This window comes from Pseudomonas sp. Je.1.5.c, from assembly GCF_051129895.1.
In the GTDB taxonomy this organism is placed as follows: Bacteria; Pseudomonadota; Gammaproteobacteria; order Pseudomonadales; family Pseudomonadaceae; genus Aquipseudomonas; species Aquipseudomonas urmiensis.
The window spans coordinates 16,966-35,570 of the sequence record NZ_JBCPSP010000047.1 but is presented as its reverse complement, the minus strand read 5'-3'; the positions used below and the strand labels follow the sequence as shown (position 1 = coordinate 35,570).

The window sequence follows — 18,605 nt, the reverse complement described above, 5'->3', positions numbered from 1 at the left end:
GCTTTGGTGGAAGGGGTGGGGCGATGTCTCCCACGGTCTGTACTGCTGCGAACAGTCAGAATCGGGCATTTAGTCCCACCACCCCTTCAAGTCTAACCATACAAGCGGGCTTGCCCGCGAAGAGGCCGGCACAACTACAGCCAACCCTTGCCACATCCAGAAACCATCTAGCCCAACAGACACCCCGCTATCTCGAGACACCCGCAATACCTGTGGGAGCGGGCTTGCCCGCGAAGAGGCCGGCACAACCACAGCCAACCCTTGCCACATCCAGAAACCATCAAGCCCAACAGACACCCCGCTATCTCGAGACACCCGCAATACCTGTGGGAGCGGGCTTGCCCGCGAAGAGGCCGGCACAGCCACAGCCAACCCTTGCCACATCCAGAAACCAACAACCACCCGCGACCTGCATTCGAGCCGCTACTTTCCAGAAGGTATTCACTTTCAAGGAAGATCCAAATGTCCCTCGCCGAGTCCTACCTACTTCGCCGTGGTCGCTTTTCCGAGCCAGGCAGACGCTATCTGTTGACCACCGTCACCTCCCAGCGCAATCCGCTTTTTCGTGACTTTCACAGAGCTCGGCTGGTGGTCCAGCAAATTCGCCAGGCCGATCTTGAGCATGCCTGCCAGTCTCTAGCCTGGGTGGTTATGCCGGACCATGTGCACTGGTTGTTCGAATTGAAGGCAGTGACGCTGGGCACACTGATGCGCAGGTTCAAGTCACGCTCAGCTATGGCCTTGCGCAAGACGGGTATTGCGTGCCAACCGATATGGCAGCCTGGGTATCAGGACCGTGCGCTGCGCAAGGAGGAAAGCGTGCGCGCCGTGGCCGAATACATTGCACATAATCCTGTACGTGCCGAGCTGGTCGACCACATTGGTGATTATCCGCATTGGGACAGTGCTTGGCTGTGAAGTGGCGGTGCGGCTTTCGCGGGCAAGCCCGCTCCCACAGGGTCCAATATCACTGATGAAAATGAATGGTGTCAGGCTTAGACAAGGTCCAGCACAACTGATGAGAAATGAGTGGTGTCAGGCTGGGGTAAGGTCCAGCACAACTGATGAGCATCATCACTTTTGACGTTGCGCCGGAGCAAAGAACGCCGAACCGCCGCTTAGGGCCGCAGTGCGGCCCTAAGCGGGTGGGTCAAGCCGACGCGGCAGCCGGAGACGGGCGCTTGACCTGTGGCTGCGAGAAGTTCGCCGCAGCGCCTTCCTCGATAGCCTGCTGGATCGCCTTGCGACGATGCTCTTCAGCGCGGCGGCTGAAGTACCAGACCATGAAGGTCACCAGCGACACCGACAGCAGAATCAAGCTGGCCACGGCGTTGATCTCAGGCTTCACGCCCAGACGCACCGCCGAGAACACTTCCATCGGCAAGGTGGTCGAACCTGGCCCCGAGACGAAGCTGGCCAACACCAGGTCGTCCAGCGACAGGGCGAACGACATCATGCCGCCCGCCGCCAGCGATGGCGCGATCATCGGGATGGTAATCAGGAAGAACACCTTCCACGGCTTGGCACCCAGGTCCATTGCCGCTTCTTCGATCGACAGGTCCAGCTCGCGCAAGCGCGCCGACACCACCACCGCCACATACGCCGCACAGAACGTAGTGTGGGCAATCCAGATGGTGACGATGCCGCGCTCCTGCGGCCAGCCGATCATCTGCGCCATGGCCACGAACAGCAGCAACAGCGACAGACCGGTGATCACCTCAGGCATGACCAGCGGTGCGGTCACCAAACCACCGAACAGCGTGCGGCCCTTGAAGCGGGTCACGCGGGTCAGCACGAAGGCCGCCAGGGTGCCCAGCGCCACAGCGGCGATCGCCGTGTAGCAGGCGATCTCCAGCGAGCGCATCACCGAGCCCATCAGCTGCGAGTTGTCGAGCAGGCCGACGTACCACTTGATCGACCAGCCGCCCCACACCGTTACCAGCTTGGAGGCGTTGAACGAGTAGATCACCAGGATCAGCATCGGCAGGTAGATGAACAGCAAGCCGAGCACCAGCATCAGCTTGGAGAAACTGAAGCGCTTCATGCCCTGCCCTCCATCTCTTTGGCCTGGCTGCGGTTGAACAGCAGGATGGGCACGATCAGGATCGCCAGCATCACTACCGCCAGCGCGGACGCTACCGGCCAGTCACGGTTGTTGAAGAATTCCTGCCACAGCACTTTACCGATCATCAGGGTTTCCGGGCCGCCGAGCAGCTCAGGAATGACGAACTCGCCCACCACCGGGATGAACACCAGCATGCAGCCGGCAATGATGCCGTTTTTCGACAGCGGCACGGTGATCTTCCAGAAGCTGTTGAAGGTGCTCGAACCCAGGTCAGAGGCGGCTTCCAACAGGCTCTGGTCATGTTTGACCAGGTTGGCGTAGAGCGGCAGGATCATGAACGGCAGATACGAATAGACCACGCCGATGTACACCGCCAGGTTGGTGTTGAGGATCTGCAGCGGCTGGTCGATCAGGCCGATCCACAACAGGAAGCTGTTGAGCAGCCCGTTGTTGCTGAGAATGCCCATCCAGGCATATACGCGGATCAGGATCGCGGTCCAGGTCGGCATCATGATCAGCAGCAACAGCACGGTCTGGCTTTCTTTGCGCGCGTTGGCAATGGCGTAGGCCATCGGGTAGCCGATCAACAGGCACAACAGGGTGCTGAAGAAGGCCATCTTCAACGAGCCCAGGTAGGCCGAGATGTACAGCTCATCCTCGGTCAACAGGCCATAGTTGGCCAGGTTGAGGACCAGCTGGACCTTGTCTTCGACGTAGCTGTAGATCTCGGTGTACGGCGGGATGGCCACGTCGGCTTCGGCGAAGCTGATCTTCAGGACGATGAAGAACGGCAGCATGAAGAACAGGAACAGCCAGATGAACGGCACGCCGATCACCAGGTGCCGTCCCTCCGGGACCAGGCGCTGGAAGGCTCGCTTGAGCTTGCGGATTTTCATGAGCGCAGTACCACGCCGCTGTCATCTTCCCACCACACGTACACTTCATCGCCCCAGGTTGGGCGGGTGCCCTGGCGCTCGGCATTGGCCACGAACGACTGCACGACCTTGCCGCTCGGCAGCTCGACGTAGAACACCGAGTGACCACCCAGGTAGGCGATGTCGTGCACCTTGCCGCGCGACCAGTTGTGCTCGCAGGTCGGCTGTTGGGTGGTGACCAGCATCTTCTCCGGACGCAGTGCGTAGAGGATGTGCTTGTCCTCGACCGAGGTGGTCACGCCGTGGCCGACGTAGATCTTGCGCTCAAGCTCAGGGCTGGCGATCACCGCGTGGCCTTCGGCGTCGTCGACCACTTCACCTTCGAACAGGTTGACGTTGCCGATGAACTCGCAGACCAGGCGGCTGGTCGGGGTCTCGTAGATGTCGATCGGCGAGCCGATCTGGGCAATCCACCCCAGGTGCATGATGGCGATGCGCTGGGCCATGGTCATGGCCTCTTCCTGGTCGTGGGTCACCATCACGCAGGTTACACCCACGCGCTCGATGATCTCGACCAGCTCCAGCTGCATCTGCGAGCGCAGCTTCTTGTCCAGCGCGCCCATCGGCTCGTCGAGCAGCAGCAGCTTGGGGCGCTTGGCCAGCGAGCGAGCCAGGGCTACCCGCTGACGCTGGCCACCGGAAAGCTGGTGCGGCTTGCGCTTGGCGTACTGGGTCATGTGGACCAGCTTGAGCATCTCGGCCACACGGGCTTCGATCTCGGCCTTGGGCATCTTGTCCTGCTGCAGGCCGAAGGCGATGTTCTGCGCCACGGTCATGTGCGGGAACAGCGCGTAAGACTGGAACATCATGTTGATCGGCCGCTCGTAGGGCGGCATGTCGGTGATGTCGACGCCATCGAGGAAGATCCGCCCTTCGGTCGGACGCTCGAAGCCTGCCAGCATCCGCAGCAAGGTCGACTTACCGGAGCCGGAGCCACCGAGCAGAGCGAAGATCTCGCCTTTGCGGATTTCCAGGGACACATCGTCCACGGCAATTGTTTCGTCGAATTTCTTCGTGACCCGGTCGATCTTGACCAGCACCTGCTTGGGTTGCTGGCCACCCTCGAGGGCTTTCTTATAGGCACCGGAGGCAACTGCCATGAGTGAAACTCCCAACAAGATTTTTAAGCCCGCCCTTGGCGTGGCGGGTCTGGATGATTATTTGCCCGACTTGACCTTGGTCCAGCTGCGGGTCATCAAACGTTGCACCTTGGGCGGCAACTCACTGTTGACGAACATCTTGTCCAGCACTTCCTGCGGTGGGTAAACCGCGGCGTCAGTCCTCACGGCCTGGTCCATCAGGTCGCCAGCCTTGGGGTTCGGGTTGGCGTAACCGACGTAATCACTGACCTGGGCGATAACCTCAGGTTTCAGCAAATAGTTGATGAAGGCGTGCGCCTCTTTGAGGTTCTTGGCGTCCTTCGGAATCGCCAGGACATCGAACCAGAGGTTGCCGCCTTCCTTGGGAATCGCGTAGGCCAGGTTAACGCCCTTCTTGGCTTCTTCAGCACGGGCCTTGGCCTGGAAGATATCGCCGGAGAAACCGGCAGCGACGCAGATGTCGCCATTGGCTAGATCGGTGATGTACTTCGAGGAATGGAAGTAGGTCACGTAGGGACGCACGGCCAGCAGCTTCTGCTCGGCCTTTGCATAGTCCTTGGCATTGGTGCTGTTCGGGTCCAGGCCCATGTAGTTGAGCACCGCCGGCAGCATTTCGTCCGCCGAGTCGAGGAAGGCCACGCCGCAGGTGGAGAGCTTTTTCATATTCTCCGGCTCGAACAGCACCGCCCACGAATCAATGGTGTCTACGCCCAGCACCGCCTTGACCTTGTCGACGTTGTAGCCGATGCCATTGGTGCCCCACAGATAAGGCACGGCGTACTGGTTGCCCGGATCGTTCTTTTCCAGACGCTTCATCAGCGCAGGATCCAGGTTGGAATAATTGGGCAGCAGATTCTTGTCGAGCTTCTGGAACGCGCCCGCCTTGATCTGCTTGCCGAGGAAATGGTTGGACGGCACCACCACGTCATAACCGGTACGACCGGCCAGCAGCTTGCCTTCCAGGGTCTCGTTGGAATCGAAGACGTCTTGTACCGGTTTGATCCCGGTTTCTTTCTCGAAATCGGCGAGGGTGGTCGGCCCGATATAGTCCGACCAGTTATAGAAATGCACCGTTGGCGCCGCTTGGACGCTGCATGCCAGCGTCAGGCCCGCTCCAGCCATCAAGGCTTTGCGAAATACAGAAATAGACAAGTGGATGCTCCTCACAATCAGTGCATTCAGTGACGGTGTGCCGTAGTAGTAAGCCGCGCCGTACACGCGAAACCGGCGCGCAACTTACCGTTGCAGACTCGATGCCGCAAACTTATTTGCCTTACAGCCGCCCTGAGCCGGGGAACCCCGGCGCAGAGGGCTTGAGCACAGGCTTACTTGCCCGACTTGATCTTGGTCCAGCTACGGGTGATCAGGCGCTGGGTTGCAGCTTCTGGAGCGGCAATGGCGTACAGCTGCTTTTTCACGTCGGCTGGTGGATAGATGCTGGGGTCGCTGGTGATGTCTTTGTCGACGAACTGGGTCGCGGCCTTGTTGCCGTTCGGGAAGCGCACGGCATTGGTGATCTCGGCCATGACTTCAGGCTGCAACAGGAAGTCCATGAACTTGTAGGCGGCTTCCTTATGCTCGGCATCCTTGGGAATGGCGACCATGTCATAGAAGGTGCCGGCACCTTCTTTAGGAATGATGTAGTCCAGCTTGACCTTGTCACCGGCCTCGTGGGCGCGGGCCTTGGACTGCTCCAGGTCACCCGAGTAGCCGACCGCTACGCAGATGTTGCCGTTGGCCAGGTCGCCGATGTACTTGGACGAGTGGAAATAGGTGATCGAAGGACGGATGCTCAGGAACAGGTCTTCAGCAGCCTTCAAGTCTTCCTTGTTCATGCTGTTGCTCGGCTTGCCCAGGTAGTGCAGCGCAGCCGGGAGCATTTCGGTCGGCGCATCCAGGAAGCTCACGCCGCAGCTCTTGAGCTTGGCGATGTTCTCTGGCTTGAACACGGCGTCCCACGAGTCGATCTTGTCCACGCCCAGCGCGGCCTTGACCTTCTCTGGGTTGTAGCCAATGCCGATCGAGCCCCACATGTAGGGGAAGGCGTATTTGTTGCCCGGGTCGCTGGCGTCACCGACGGCCTTGAGCAGGTCTTCGTCGAGGTTCTTCCAGTTCGGCAGCTTGGAACGGTCCAGTTCTTCGTAGACGCCAGCCTTGATCTGCTTGGCCAGGAAGTTGTTGGACGGCACGACCACGTCGTAGCCCGACTTGCCCGCCAGCAGCTTGGCTTCGAGGGTCTCGTTGCTGTCGAAGACGTCGTACTTGACCTTGATACCAGACTGTTTCTCGAACTTGGCGATGGTGTCCGGCGCGATGTAGTCCGACCAGTTGTAGACGTTCAACACCTTGTCTTCAGCCTGAACAGCAGTGGCCATGGCACCCATCAGGGCTGCGGCCAGCAACGTCTTGCCCATTTTCTTCATGCGTCATGCTCCAGATTTTTTTAATTAGCCATCCGTTCAGCTGCCAGGTCCCGCAGTACACGCGTTGGGCGACTGAAACAGTCGCTAGTCTGGCAAGTTACAAGGCGCTGTTTCAAGGAAAGCAGGGCCTTGTAACCGCTTAATGTCACAACGCTAGCGTAGCAGGTGGTCATTTCACCGCTTGAAGGGTCAAGTCCAGGCATTTACGTGCCTTTTCCACCAGCTCGTCGATCTCGGCATGGCTGATCACCAGCGGCGGCGCAATGATCATGGTGTCGCCTACCGCGCGCATCACCAGGCCGTTCTCGAAGCAGAAGTTTCGGCAGATCATGCCCACGCCCTTGCCCTCGTAACGGCTGCGAGTCGCCTTGTCCTTGACCAGCTCGATCGCGCCGAGCAGGCCCAGGCCGCGCACTTCGCCCACCAGTGGGTGGTCCTGTAGCTCACGCAGACGTTTCTGCAAATACGGTGCCGCTTCTGTCTTGGCTTTCTCGACGATTTTCTCGTCACGTAGAATGCGCAGGTTTTCCAGGCCTACCGCCGCCGCCACCGGGTGGCCGGAATAGGTGAAGCCGTGGTTGAAATCGCCGCCTTCGCTGAGCACCTTGGCCACAGTGTCACGCACGATCACACCGCCCATGGGGATGTAACCGGAGGTCAGGCCCTTGGCGATGGTCATCAGGTCGGGCTTGAGGTCGTAGTAATCGGAGCCGAACCACTCGCCGGTACGGCCGAAGCCGCAGATCACTTCGTCAGCGACGAACAGGATGTCGTACTTGGCGAGGATCTCTTTCACCTTCGGCCAGTAGGTTTGTGGCGGAATGATCACCCCGCCAGCGCCCTGGATCGGCTCGGCAATGAAGGCGGCGACGTTGTCTTCGCCGACCTCGAGAATCTTTTTCTCCAACTGCTCGGCAGCCCACACGCCGAAATCGTCCGGGCTCATCTCGCCGCCTTCACCGAACCAGTACGGCTGCGGGATATGCACGATGCCCGGGATCGGCAAGCCGCCCTGCTCATGCATGCCGCTCATGCCGCCAAGGCTTGCGCCAGCAACGGTGGAGCCGTGGTAGCCGTTGATGCGGCCGATGATGGTCTGCTTGTGCGGCTTGCCCTTGAGTGCCCAGTAATGGCGGACCATGCGTAGCACGGTGTCATTGCCTTCGGAGCCGGAGCCGGTGAAGAACACATGGGTCATGCCCTTGGGGGCCACGTCGGTGATCGCCTTGGCCAGCTCCAGCGCGGGCGGGTGGGCGGTCTGGAAGAACAGGTTGTAGTACGGCAGCTCGCGCATCTGCTTCTCGGCCGCTTGCACCAGTTCTTCTCGGCCATAACCGACCGCCACGCACCACAGCCCAGCCATGCCGTCGAGGATCTTGTGCCCCTCGCTGTCCCACAAATGCACGCCCTGGGCCTTGGTGATGATGCGCGGACCTTTCTCTTTCAGCTGCTTGTAGTCGCTGAAAGGTGCCAGGTGGTGCTCACTGCTCAGGGTTTGCCAATCACGGGTTTGCGGGTTGTTGACGCTCATGTGCTTCTCCGTTTTGCGACAGCCGCGCTCCTGCGGCCCCAGGGTTGATCAGACGGCAAACAGCAGGAACTCACGTTCCCAGGAGCTGATTACCCGTTTGAAATTTTCATGCTCGGCGCGCTTGGTCGCGACGTAGCCGGTAATGAATTTCTTGCCCAGGTATTTCTCCAGGTCCTGGCAGTTCTCCATTCGCTCAAGGGCATCTTCGAGGGTCAGCGGCAGGCGCAGGTTGCGCCGCTCGTAACCCCGGCCCTGGACCGGCGCGCTCGGGTTGATGCCTTCGACCATGCCGATGTAGCCGCACAGCAGGCTGGCGGCAATCGCCAGGTAGGGGTTGGCATCGGCGCCCGGCAGGCGGTTTTCCACCCGGCGATTCTGCGGACCGGCATCGGGCACGCGCAGCCCCACAGTGCGGTTCTCTTCGCCCCACTCGACGTTGACCGGTGCCGAGGTGTCGGGCAGGAAGCGGCGGAACGAGTTGACGTTGGGGGCGAACAGCGGCAGCACGTAGGGGATGAACTTCTGCAGGCCGCCAATGTGGTTGAGGAACAGCTCACTCATGCTGCCATCTTCATTGGAGAAGATATTCTTGCCGGTGTGCGCATCGACCACGCTCTGGTGCAGGTGCATGGCGCTGCCGGGCTCGCCGGTCATGGGCTTGGCCATGAAGGTGGCGGCGACGTTGTGCTTGAGCGCGGCCTCGCGCATGGTGCGCTTGAACACCAGGATCTGGTCAGCCAGGTGCAGGGCGTTACCGTGACGGAAGTTGATCTCCATCTGCGCCGTGCCGTCTTCGTGGATCAACGTGTCGAGGTCCAGCTGCTGCAGTTCGCACCAGTCGTAGACGTCTTCGAACAGCGGGTCGAATTCGTTGGCAGCCTCGATCGAGAACGACTGGCGGCCGGTTTCCGGGCGGCCCGAACGGCCGACTGGCGGTTGCAGCGGGAAGTCCGGGTCTTCGCTGCGCTTGGTCAGGTAGAACTCCATCTCTGGTGCGACAATCGGCTGCCAGCCCTTGTCAGCGTAGAGCTTGAGCACTTTCTTCAATACGTTGCGCGGCGACAGCTCGACCGGATTGCCCTTCTTGTCGTAGGTGTCGTGGATCACCTGGGCGGTCGGTTCGATGGCCCATGGCACGAGAAACACCGCGTTCTCGTCGGGACGGCAGATCATGTCGATATCGGCAGGATCCAGCAGCTCGTAATAGATGTCATCGTCGACGTAGTCGCCGGTCACGGTCTGCAGCAATACGCTCTCGGGCAGGCGCATGCCTTTTTCGGCGATGAACTTGTTGGTCGGCGAGATCTTGCCGCGGGTGATGCCGGTCAGGTCACTGATCAGGCATTCCACTTCGGTGATCTTGTGCTCTTTCAACCAATCGGTGAGCTGGTCGAGGTTGTTACTCATAAATACCTCAGGAGGTAAGGTGGCCCGGCTGGAGTATGTCGGGCGCTACTGACGCCTGGCGTCGATCAAGGTGGACGCTGCTCGGCTGCAATGGCCGCAGCAGACCCACGCATTGATTCTGGATGCACTGCCGTGGCAAAGCAAAGCGGCGCGCGCAGGACGTCACTGCATACCCGCGCAAGGCGTGTATCCATGAAGCATTCGAAGGGCAGGAAAAACGAAAGGCGTGCAGTAAACTGCTACTTAAGGTGAATGGACCGTGCCGACCGTCAATTATTGCGGCCAGGGCATCGACGTCTACGGCGCTGTGCGCGAAGACCTTGCGGCGAGCGGAACGGGTACCTGAAAGCGCTGCGCAGGCAGCACGTGCAGGTCGCGGCAAGCGGACCATGTGACCCTCGTATTATTGTGTTTTGGGTTGAGGCCGAGCTTAGCCTTGTTCATTTTTTTACACAACATCTCCGTAAAAAATAAAACACGGCCCGCGTGAGATAACCCTTCCGAGGGAAAATAGCGGATAATGGCACGCCCCGATATGCAGCAAATCGGCCGTCGATGTGCCATTTCAGGGCATCATGGGGTTGGCTTGACTTCAGTAGGTCTTTCCGATTGACTGGGGTTGCAAGCCCCCCTTGATTGATATTTTTAACAACAAAGGTGTTGCATCATGTCGGTACCCCCGCGTGCCGTTCAGCTTAACGAAGCGAACGCGTTCCTTAAGGAACATCCTGAGGTTCTCTACGTTGACCTTCTGATTGCAGATATGAATGGTGTGGTGCGCGGCAAGCGCATTGAGCGCACCAGCCTCCACAAGGTTTACGAGAAAGGCATTAACCTGCCGGCCTCCCTTTTCGCCCTCGACATCAACGGCTCTACCGTTGAAAGCACGGGCCTGGGTCTGGACATCGGCGATGCGGACCGCATCTGCTATCCGATCCCTGACACGCTGTCCAACGAGCCCTGGCAAAAACGCCCGACCGCTCAGCTGCTGATGACCATGCACGAGATCGAAGGCGAGCCGTTCTTCGCCGATCCACGTGAAGTGCTGCGTCAGGTAGTGAGCAAGTTCGATGAATTGGGCCTGACCATCTGCGCCGCCTTCGAGCTGGAGTTCTACCTGATCGACCAGGAGAACGTGAATGGCCGCCCACAACCGCCGCGCTCGCCGATTTCCGGCAAACGCCCACAGTCGACCCAGGTTTACCTGATCGACGACCTCGACGAATACGCCGACTGCCTGCAGGACATCCTCGAAGGGGCCAAAGAGCAGGGGATTCCGGCCGACGCCATCGTCAAGGAAAGCGCCCCGGCGCAGTTCGAAGTCAACCTGCACCACGTCGCCGACCCGCTCAAGGCCTGTGACTACGCGGTGCTGCTCAAGCGCTTGATCAAGAACATCGCCTACGACCATGAAATGGACACCACCTTCATGGCCAAGCCCTACCCGGGCCAGGCAGGCAACGGCCTGCATGTACACATTTCCGTGCTGGACAAAGATGGCAACAACATCTTCACCAGCGAGGATCCCGAGCAGAACGCCGCGCTACGTCACGCTGTCGGCGGTGTGCTCGAGACCCTGCCCGCGTCGATGGCGTTCCTCTGCCCGAACGTCAACTCGTACCGCCGTTTCGGCGCTCAGTTCTACGTGCCCAACGCGCCGAGCTGGGGCCTGGACAACCGCACCGTGGCCCTACGCGTACCCACCGGCTCGCCGGACGCCGTGCGTCTTGAGCACCGTGTAGCCGGTGCCGACGCCAACCCGTACCTGATGATGGCGGCCGTGTTGGCAGGCGTGCACCATGGCCTGACCAACAAGATCGAGCCTGGCGCGCCAATCGAAGGCAACTCGTACGAGCAGCTGGAGCAAAGCCTGCCGAACAACCTGCGCGATGCGCTGCGCGAGTTGGACGACAGCGAGATCCTCAACAAGTACATCGATCCGAAGTACATCGACATCTTTGTCGCGTGCAAGGAGAGCGAGCTGGAGGAGTTCGAGCACTCGATCTCTGACCTCGAGTACAACTGGTATCTGCATACCGTGTAAATGAAAACGCCGTCTTCTCAGACGGCGTTTTTCGTAGTGCGCTTTGTGTCGTGTGTACTGGGGCTGCTGTGCAGCCCCAGTACAGGCAGCGCTGAGATAATGCCTAGCACTGCCCCCGCTTAGATCGACTTCTCGAAAATCTTCGAATTACGCTGGAAGTTGTACAGCGACGCCCGCGCCGCCGGCAGCCGTTCGACGCCGCTTGGCTCAAAGCCGCGCTCGCGGAACCAGTGCGCCGTGCGCGTAGTCAGCACGAAAAGGGTTTTCAACCGCAACGCCCGCGCCCGCGTCTCGATCCGCTCCAGCAAATCATCGCCGCGCCCGCCATGACGGTACTCCGGGTTCACCGCCAGACACGCCAGCTCCCCCGCTTCGGAATCAGCAATGGGATACAGCGCCGCACACGCGATGATCATGCCGTCGCGCTCGACCACGCTGAACTGCTCGATCTCACGCTCAAGCACCTCACGCGAGCGGCGCACCAGAATGCCCTGCTCTTCCAGCGGGCTGATCAGTTCCAGCAGGCCGCCGACATCCTCGATGGTCGCCTCACGGACAATCTCGAACTGCTCCTGGGCTACCAGGGTGCCGCCGCCGTCGCGGGTGAACAGCTCGGTGAGCAGCGCACCGTCATCGGCATAACTGACGATATGACTGCGCGCCACGCCGCCTTTGCAGGCCTCGGCGGCGGCATCGAGCAATTCACCCTGATAGTCAGTACCCAGGCGGAGCAGATGCGGCGCGACCTGCTGTGGCCGCAACTCACGCACCAGCCGGCCATTCTCATCGAGCAAGCCCGGCTCGGCGCCAAACAGCAGCAGCTTGTCCGCGCCCAGCTCGATCGCAGCGCGGGTGGCCACGTCTTCGCAGGCCAAGTTGAAAATCTCGCCGGTCGGCGAATAGCCCAATGGCGACAACAGCACAATGGAGCGCTCATCGAGTAAGCGGCTGATGCCTTTGCGGTCGATCCGCCGGACTTCACCGGTATGGTGATAATCCACCCCTTCCAACACGCCGATTGGGCGGGCGGTGACCAGGTTGCCGGAGGCCACGCGTAGGCGCGAGCCCTGCATCGGCGAAGCGGCCATGTCCATCGACAGACGCGCCTCGATGGCCACCCGCAGGGCGCCGACCGCATCGATCACGCAGTCCAGGGTGGCGGCATCGGTGATACGCATGCCGCGGTGATAGTGCGGGGTCAGGCCGCGGGCCGACAGACGGCTCTCGATCTGCGGACGCGAGCCATGGACCAGCACCAGGCGCACGCCAAGGCTGTGGAGCAGTACCAGGTCGTGGACGATGTTGCCGAAATTCGGGTGTTCGACGCCATCGCCAGGAAGCATGACCACGAAGGTGCAGTCGCGATGGGCATTGATGTACGGGGACGCATGGCGTAGCCAGTTGACGTATTCGGGCATGACAGAGCCTGTGGATAAGTGGACGGAGAACGGTCAAGGCGCACAACGTTCGAAAGTCATCGTCGGAACAGGCTTGCGGTCACGCGTACTCTCCTCTAGGCAGGAACGAATCAGGTCAATGGACGTTTAGCTCAGGCAATAGTGCCTGATCAGATCACGCAATAGACGCACGGTAGGCTCGATACGTGACATTTCCAGGTACTCGCCCGGCTGATGGGCACAGGCAATGTCGCCAGGGCCCAGCACAATGGTCTGGCAACCCAGCTGCTGCAGGTACGGCGCTTCGGTGCCAAAGGCCACCGCTTCGGCGCGATGGCCAGTCAGGCGCTCGGCCACTTGCACCAGTTCGGCGTCGGCCGCTTGCTCGAACGGCGGCACCTCCGGGAACAGCGGTTTGTAGTCGATACGCACATCGAGCTGCTCGGCTAGCGGCACCAGTTTCTCGCGGATGGCCGCGCGCAGTTGCTCTGGGTCCATGCCCGGCAGCGGGCGCAGGTCGAACTCCAGCGCGCACTGGCCACAAATGCGGTTGGGGTTGTCGCCGCCATGGATACAGCCGAAATTCAGGGTCGGTGTCGGCACGCTGAACTGCGGATTACGATAGGTCTGCTGCCATTGCTGGCGCAGGGCGATCATCTCGCCCATCACCGCGTGCATGGCTTCCATGGCACTGCGGCCCAGGCTTGGATCCGACGAATGGCCACTGCGGCCGAGAATCTCGATGCGCTCCATGAGGATGCCCTTGTGCATGCGGATCGGCTTGAGCCCGGTGGGCTCGCCGATCACCGCCGCGCGGCCAAGTGGCTGGCCCGCTTCGGCCAGGGCGCGCGCGCCGGACATGGAGCTTTCTTCGTCACAGGTCGCGAGGATCAGCAGCGGCTGTTTGAAGTCATGCTCCAGCAGCGGCAGCACCGCCTCGATGACCAGGGCAAAGAAACCCTTCATGTCGCAGCTGCCCAGGCCGACCCAGCGATCACCGACCTCGGTCAGCTTCAGCGGGTCGGTTTTCCACAGCTGGGCATCGTACGGCACAGTGTCGCTGTGGCCAGCCAGTACCAAGCCGCCAGGACCCGTGCCCCGGCTGGCCAGCAGGTTGAATTTGCCGGGGGTGACCTGCTGGATATCGCACTTGAAGCCCAGATCGCCCAGCCAGCCGGCCAACAGCTCGATGACCTGACGGTTGGATTGATCCAGCGCAGGCTGGGTACAACTGACCGAAGGCGCAGCGATCAGGGCGGCGAACTGGTCTTTCAGCGACGGCAACGGCATGCGCGTACTCCTCAAAAGCGTGGGTTCATCATAACCCTGCATGCCGCTGGCCGAGCAAGCACTGTCGGGGCCGCTGCGCGCCCAGTTATGTCGTGAACCATCCACCACCTCAAATGAACCCTTGTGGGTGTACTGCTGTAGACTGCACACCACGATGCCCCCTCCTTCGAGCCCGCGATGCACAAAGAAACCGAACTCAAACTCCGCGCCAGCCGCGAGACCCTCGCCGCCCTGCGCGAGCACCCTTTGCTGAAGAAGCGCAACAAGTCCGGCTGGCAGACCCGCGAACTGCTCAACCAGTACTTCGACACCCCCGCGCGTGAACTGTCCGCCGCCCGTGTCGCGCTGCGCCTGCGCCGTGATGGCGATGTCGTCATCCAGACCCTCAAGTGCCGCGGCCAGAGCGTCGCCGGGCTGTCCGAGCGCAATGAGTACGAGTGGCAGCTGGACAAAGCCAAGCTCGACCTGAAGAAACTCGACGCCAGCTGCTGGCCCGAGCAACTGGCCGAGCTCGACAAGAAAACCATCAAGCCACTGTTCACCACCGACTTCACCCGCGAGTTCGCCGAAATCTCCTGGGGCCGTGGCAAGGCCAAGGTCGTCATCGAGGCCGCGCTGGATCAGGGCTTCGTCATCGCCGGCAAGCGCAAGGAAGAAATCTGCGAGCTGGAGCTGGAGCTGCGTGAAGGCGCACCTGAAGCGCTGCTGGAACTGGCCGCCGAACTGTCCGCCACCCTGGCCCTGATGCCCTGCGACATCAGCAAGGCCGAGCGCGGCTACCGCCTGCTGGAGCCAGACAGCTACGAGCTGGGCCTGCCGGGCACCGAGCTGGATGCCGAAATGGCGGTGGACGACGCCTTTGCCGCGCTCGCCTGGCAACTGTTGGGCAGCAGCCAGCGTTTGGCCGAGCAGTATCGCCACAACGGCCATTGGAGCCTGCTCAAGGACTGGGTACGCTGCCTGGCAGAGCTGCGCGCCCTGGTCGGTAGCCTGGGCCAGGCGGCGCCGCGGCCAACCACCCGCGAGCTGCGCGCCAGCCTCGATGCACTGCTGGAAGACTGGCGCCCGCTGGTAATGGCCGGCAACGATGATGAAGACATTCGTCGCGCCGCCCCTGAGCAGTTCGCCGAAGAACTGGAAGACCCGCGCTGGGGCCAGTTCTCCCTGCAAACCTCGCGCTGGCTCACTGCCCGAGCCTGGACCGTCGAACGTAAAGGCCGTGGTGAACGCCAGGGCAAGGCGCAGCTGTCGAGCTGGCTGCAACACTTGCTCGGCGAAGAAGCCCGCGCCCTGAAGCTGCCACTGTATGTCCAGCGTCCGGAAGACCTGGCCGAGCAGCTACCGCGCATCGAGACCCTGCAAGCCTGGCTGCACCACGCCCGGCAAGTGCTGGACGTGCCTCAGCTGGACCGCCTCTACGGCGAGCTGAACAAGCTGCACCAGCTGGCTGAGCAGCCGCTGTCCGAGGACGACGAGCAGTCTCTGGCGCTGCAGGACGCGCGCATCGAGCAAGCCCGCGCAATCGAGCAGAACCGCGCTTGGAAGCACCTGCTCAAGTCGCCTTCAACGCGTTAACGGCAAGCTGGTCGTGGACTTGATCTCGGATAAGGCCACGATCGAATTGACCTCCTGGATCCCCGGTACATTCGACAGCTTTTCGAAGAAAAATCGTTCGTAAGCTTCAATGTCCGGGGTGACGATGCGCAGCAGGAAGTCCACTGAACCCATCAGCACGTAGCACTCCAACACCTCTGGAAATTCGCGGATCGCTTCGGTGAAGCCAGCGAAGTTCGAACGCCCGTGGGCGTTTAGCTTCACTTCGGCGAAGATTTGCGTGTTCAGGCCGACCTTCTTGCGGTCGAGCAGCGTGACCTGGCCACGAATAACCCCCTCCTCTTTCAATCGCTGAATCCGCCGCCAACACGGCGACTGCGAGAGGCCGACCCGCTCGGCGATCTGCGCGCTGGACAGCGACGCATCCTCTTGGAGCAGCTCAAGAATTCGCCGGTCGTAAGCATCCAGCTCGGCTTGCATTGATAATTCTCCGAATTGCCAAATCACGAATCATTCAATCTGCCAACATGGCAAATTGATCGAATCATAGCGAAAAAATGCCGCTGCAAGCGTGCCAGAATTCTCCCATCCTGGTGGAGAACAGCAATGAACGCACTCGAACGGCCCGACACCCTACCCCGCACCGACGCCTGGGCCGCCAGCGCCGCGCACAGCAATGTGCGCTATCAGCTGCAGGCTGAGGCCGAGCCAGACAGCCTGTGCCGGGTGCTGAACCTGTTTGCCTTGCAGTTTCTTACACCCACCAGCGTGCAGATGAGCCAGCAGGGGGATTGGCTGGATATCCAAATCGGCATTGGTGGCTTGAGCTGGCACCGCGCCGAGGTGATCGCGCAAAAGTTGCGTAACCTGGTGTGTGTGGCGGATGTGGAGCTGGTCAACCAACCGCAGCTTCACGAGCTGGCAGCCTGCTGATCAGCTCCAGGAGCTACTGCCTGCTGAACAGCTAGCCACTGGCGGCCTGCCGATCATCGTGGGAGTGGGCTTGCCCCGCGATAGGGCCGGCACTGCCTCGGTAAAATCCGGCAACTGTTCACCGAAACTGTGCAACCACCGCCCGACTAGCCTTTCCAGGACTCCTCTCCTCGGCAAGGACGCCGCCAGCATGCACACCGCCAACAACCACGACCTCGACCTGAACCGCCTGCTCGACACCCTGCTGGCCGAGCAACGCCTGCAACCCAACGACGCCCTTCAGGTACTCGAACACCCCGCCCCAGCTGCCGACCATCCCCTGGAAACCATCGCTCGACTGGCCCTGGAAGACCGCCAGCACCCCGGCCAGCGGCTTGATCTGGACACCCTCTGCCAATGGCTTGCCGATAAGGTCGAGCAACCCTTCCTGCGCATCGACCCGTTGCAGCTCGACCTGTCGCGCATCAGCGCAGTGATGTCGCGCGCCTTCGCTAACCGCCACGGCATTCTCGCGGTAGCGGTGGACGATCACAGCGTCACTGTCGCCAGCGCCCAACCCTATCAACGCGAATGGGAGGCCGATCTTGCGCGCAGTCTGGGCAAGACCATCCAGCGCGTGCTGGCCAGCCCGCTGCAAATTCGCCAACTCGGTCAAACCCTGTTTCGCCTGGCGCACTCGGTACAGGGCGCAGGCTTGCAACAAGACCACGGGCTAGGCGAGCTGGAGCAGCTGCTGGAACTGGGCAGGCGCCAGGCTGAAGCCAGCGCGGACGACGCCCATATCGTGCACATCGTCGATTGGCTGCTGCAGTACGCCATCGAACAGCGCGCCAGCGATATCCACCTTGAGCCGCGCCGCGAGCAGGGCCAGCTGCGCTACCGGATCGATGGTCTGCTGCATACCGTGTACGCCTTTCCCGCCAGCGTGACATTGGCCCTGGTTAGCCGGATCAAGCACCTGGGACGGATGGACGTGGCCGAAAAGCGCCGCCCGCAAGATGGCCGCTTGAAGAGCCGCCTGCCAGGTGGCGCCGAGGTCGAGCTGCGCCTGTCCACACTGCCAACGCCATTCGGTGAAAAGTTGGTGCTGCGCCTGTTCGACCCAGAGCAATTGCACGAGAACTTCGATCACCTGGGCCTGGATGGCGTGTTGCTGAGCCAGTGGGAAGGTCTGCTCAACCAGCGCCAGGGCATCATCCTGCTGACCGGGCCGACCGGCTCGGGCAAGACCAGCACCCTCTATGCCAGCCTCAAACGCCTGGCCACGCCCCAGGTCAACCTGTGCACCATCGAAGACCCGATCGAGCGCCTGGAGCCAGCCTTCAACCAGCTGCAAGTCCAGCCCGGCCTGGACCTAGGCTTTGCCAACGGCGTACGCGCGCTGCTGCGCCAAGACCCAGACATCATCATGATCGGTGAAATCCGTGACCGCGAAACTGCTCAGGTCGCAGTCCAGGCTGCACTTACCGGTCATCTGGTGCTGTCGACCCTGCACACCAACGACGCCTGCGGCGCGATCACCCGTTTGCAGGAGCTGGGCGTGGCCGATTACCTGATCAAGGCGACCTTGATCGGGGTCATGGCTCAACGCCTGGTGCGCACCTTGTGTGTCGACTGCCAAGGTACGGCAGGCCTGCACAGCACGCCGTGCCGGCTATGCCGCGGCACCGGTTATCACGGTCGCACCGGGCTGTTCGAGTTGCTGGTGCCGGGCGCTGGCCTGCGCGCCAGTATCGGCCCGGACACTGACCTGGCCAGCTTGCGTCAGCAGGCCGTGCGCGAAGGGCTGCACGATCTACGGCGCAGCGGTGAAGACAAAATCGCCCGTGGATTGACCAGCCTGAGCGAGGTGCTGAGGGTCTGTAGCTGATGAAAAATCCCTTTGAAAAAGGGAACTTGGATGACTGAAAGCCGCTCCAACAGCGG

15 protein-coding genes are annotated in these 18,605 nt (G+C 61.2%); 5 read left to right on the top strand and 10 right to left on the bottom strand.

Translation table 11 applies throughout. From position 1 onward, the window contains the following. Nucleotides 1-462: 462 nt before the first annotated feature. Complete coding sequence (locus AAZU54_RS23895; protein ID WP_186555864.1) at nt 463-918, top strand: REP-associated tyrosine transposase; 456 nt, start codon at nt 463-465, stop codon at nt 916-918. A 232-nt stretch (nt 919-1,150) separates the two neighbouring features. On the opposite strand, the gene AAZU54_RS23890 is transcribed toward AAZU54_RS23895, so the two are convergent. From AAZU54_RS23890 to AAZU54_RS23860, 7 genes are all read right to left on the bottom strand, one after another. Beyond that, nucleotides 1,151-2,044 (bottom strand): ABC transporter permease subunit, encoded by an 894-nt coding sequence (locus AAZU54_RS23890; RefSeq protein WP_186555863.1) that lies wholly within the window; start codon nt 2,042-2,044, stop codon nt 1,151-1,153. Further along, entirely contained in the window at nt 2,041-2,961 is a 921-nt protein-coding gene (locus tag AAZU54_RS23885; RefSeq protein ID WP_186555862.1) for an ABC transporter permease subunit, read from the bottom strand. The genes AAZU54_RS23890 and AAZU54_RS23885 overlap by 4 nt, the downstream gene beginning before the upstream one ends. After that, on the bottom strand, nt 2,958-4,100 hold the full coding sequence (gene potA / locus AAZU54_RS23880; RefSeq protein WP_186555861.1) for a polyamine ABC transporter ATP-binding protein: 1,143 nt from the start codon (nt 4,098-4,100) through the stop codon (nt 2,958-2,960). The genes AAZU54_RS23885 and potA overlap by 4 nt, the downstream gene beginning before the upstream one ends. A gap of 57 nt (nt 4,101-4,157) precedes the next feature. Next, nucleotides 4,158-5,252, bottom strand: a complete 1,095-nt coding sequence (locus AAZU54_RS23875; RefSeq protein ID WP_312152273.1) for a polyamine ABC transporter substrate-binding protein — start codon at nt 5,250-5,252, stop codon at nt 4,158-4,160. 173 nt (nt 5,253-5,425) lie between these two features. Next, nucleotides 5,426-6,523, bottom strand: a complete 1,098-nt coding sequence (locus AAZU54_RS23870) for a polyamine ABC transporter substrate-binding protein (protein ID WP_312152272.1) — start codon at nt 6,521-6,523, stop codon at nt 5,426-5,428. Between the two features lie 169 nt (nt 6,524-6,692). Next, nucleotides 6,693-8,054, bottom strand: a complete 1,362-nt coding sequence (locus AAZU54_RS23865) for an aspartate aminotransferase family protein (RefSeq protein ID WP_186555858.1) — start codon at nt 8,052-8,054, stop codon at nt 6,693-6,695. A gap of 48 nt (nt 8,055-8,102) precedes the next feature. After that, nucleotides 8,103-9,461: a glutamine synthetase family protein gene (locus AAZU54_RS23860; protein ID WP_186555857.1), complete on the bottom strand. Its 1,359-nt coding sequence runs from the start codon at nt 9,459-9,461 to the stop codon at nt 8,103-8,105. Between the two features lie 667 nt (nt 9,462-10,128). Here AAZU54_RS23860 and AAZU54_RS23855 point away from each other — a divergent pair. After that, entirely contained in the window at nt 10,129-11,505 is a 1,377-nt protein-coding gene (locus tag AAZU54_RS23855) for a glutamine synthetase family protein (RefSeq protein WP_186555856.1), read from the top strand. A 119-nt stretch (nt 11,506-11,624) separates the two neighbouring features. Here the strand turns inward: AAZU54_RS23855 and argA are convergent, their stop codons facing one another. Both argA and argE read right to left on the bottom strand, forming a co-directional pair. Continuing rightward, nucleotides 11,625-12,923, bottom strand: a complete 1,299-nt coding sequence (gene argA / locus AAZU54_RS23850) for an amino-acid N-acetyltransferase (protein WP_434727745.1) — start codon at nt 12,921-12,923, stop codon at nt 11,625-11,627. Between the two features lie 126 nt (nt 12,924-13,049). Beyond that, nucleotides 13,050-14,192, bottom strand: coding sequence for an acetylornithine deacetylase (gene argE / locus AAZU54_RS23845; RefSeq protein ID WP_186555854.1), 1,143 nt, complete (start codon nt 14,190-14,192; stop codon nt 13,050-13,052). 177 nt (nt 14,193-14,369) lie between these two features. Between argE and AAZU54_RS23840 the strand changes: the two genes are divergently transcribed. Next, nucleotides 14,370-15,767 carry an inorganic triphosphatase gene (locus AAZU54_RS23840; RefSeq protein WP_186555853.1) on the top strand — a complete coding sequence of 466 codons (1,398 nt, stop codon included), beginning with the start codon at nt 14,370-14,372 and terminating at the stop codon, nt 15,765-15,767. Here AAZU54_RS23840 and AAZU54_RS23835 read toward each other — a convergent pair. Further along, complete coding sequence (locus tag AAZU54_RS23835; protein WP_186555852.1) at nt 15,756-16,226, bottom strand: Lrp/AsnC family transcriptional regulator; 471 nt, start codon at nt 16,224-16,226, stop codon at nt 15,756-15,758. The genes AAZU54_RS23840 and AAZU54_RS23835 overlap by 12 nt on opposite strands. Before the next feature lie 126 nt (nt 16,227-16,352). On the opposite strand from AAZU54_RS23835, the gene AAZU54_RS23830 reads away from it, so the two are divergent. After that, a complete protein-coding gene (locus AAZU54_RS23830) occupies nt 16,353-16,679 on the top strand; it encodes a hypothetical protein (protein WP_186555851.1) in 327 nt (108 codons plus the stop codon). A 190-nt stretch (nt 16,680-16,869) separates the two neighbouring features. Continuing rightward, nucleotides 16,870-18,549 carry a GspE/PulE family protein gene (locus AAZU54_RS23825; protein WP_434727744.1) on the top strand — a complete coding sequence of 560 codons (1,680 nt, stop codon included), beginning with the start codon at nt 16,870-16,872 and terminating at the stop codon, nt 18,547-18,549. The last annotated feature ends 56 nt before the right edge of the window (nt 18,550-18,605 follow it).

What these genes read in the sequence shown, in the direction of transcription:
- AAZU54_RS23895 (WP_186555864.1), top strand. Translation starts at nt 463, where the DNA reads ATGTCCCTCGCCGAGTCCTACCTACTTCGCCGTGGTCGCTTTTCCGAG.
- AAZU54_RS23835 (WP_186555852.1), bottom strand. Translation starts at nt 16,226, where the DNA reads ATGCAAGCCGAGCTGGATGCTTACGACCGGCGAATTCTTGAGCTGCTC.
- argA (WP_434727745.1), bottom strand. Translation starts at nt 12,923, where the DNA reads ATGCCCGAATACGTCAACTGGCTACGCCATGCGTCCCCGTACATCAAT.
- AAZU54_RS23865 (WP_186555858.1), bottom strand. Translation starts at nt 8,054, where the DNA reads ATGAGCGTCAACAACCCGCAAACCCGTGATTGGCAAACCCTGAGCAGT.
- AAZU54_RS23855 (WP_186555856.1), top strand. Translation starts at nt 10,129, where the DNA reads ATGTCGGTACCCCCGCGTGCCGTTCAGCTTAACGAAGCGAACGCGTTC.
- AAZU54_RS23870 (WP_312152272.1), bottom strand. Translation starts at nt 6,523, where the DNA reads ATGAAGAAAATGGGCAAGACGTTGCTGGCCGCAGCCCTGATGGGTGCC.
- AAZU54_RS23830 (WP_186555851.1), top strand. Translation starts at nt 16,353, where the DNA reads ATGAACGCACTCGAACGGCCCGACACCCTACCCCGCACCGACGCCTGG.
- argE (WP_186555854.1), bottom strand. Translation starts at nt 14,192, where the DNA reads ATGCCGTTGCCGTCGCTGAAAGACCAGTTCGCCGCCCTGATCGCTGCG.
- potA (WP_186555861.1), bottom strand. Translation starts at nt 4,100, where the DNA reads ATGGCAGTTGCCTCCGGTGCCTATAAGAAAGCCCTCGAGGGTGGCCAG.
- AAZU54_RS23885 (WP_186555862.1), bottom strand. Translation starts at nt 2,961, where the DNA reads ATGAAAATCCGCAAGCTCAAGCGAGCCTTCCAGCGCCTGGTCCCGGAG.
- AAZU54_RS23840 (WP_186555853.1), top strand. Translation starts at nt 14,370, where the DNA reads ATGCACAAAGAAACCGAACTCAAACTCCGCGCCAGCCGCGAGACCCTC.
- AAZU54_RS23860 (WP_186555857.1), bottom strand. Translation starts at nt 9,461, where the DNA reads ATGAGTAACAACCTCGACCAGCTCACCGATTGGTTGAAAGAGCACAAG.
- AAZU54_RS23825 (WP_434727744.1), top strand. Translation starts at nt 16,870, where the DNA reads ATGCACACCGCCAACAACCACGACCTCGACCTGAACCGCCTGCTCGAC.
- AAZU54_RS23890 (WP_186555863.1), bottom strand. Translation starts at nt 2,044, where the DNA reads ATGAAGCGCTTCAGTTTCTCCAAGCTGATGCTGGTGCTCGGCTTGCTG.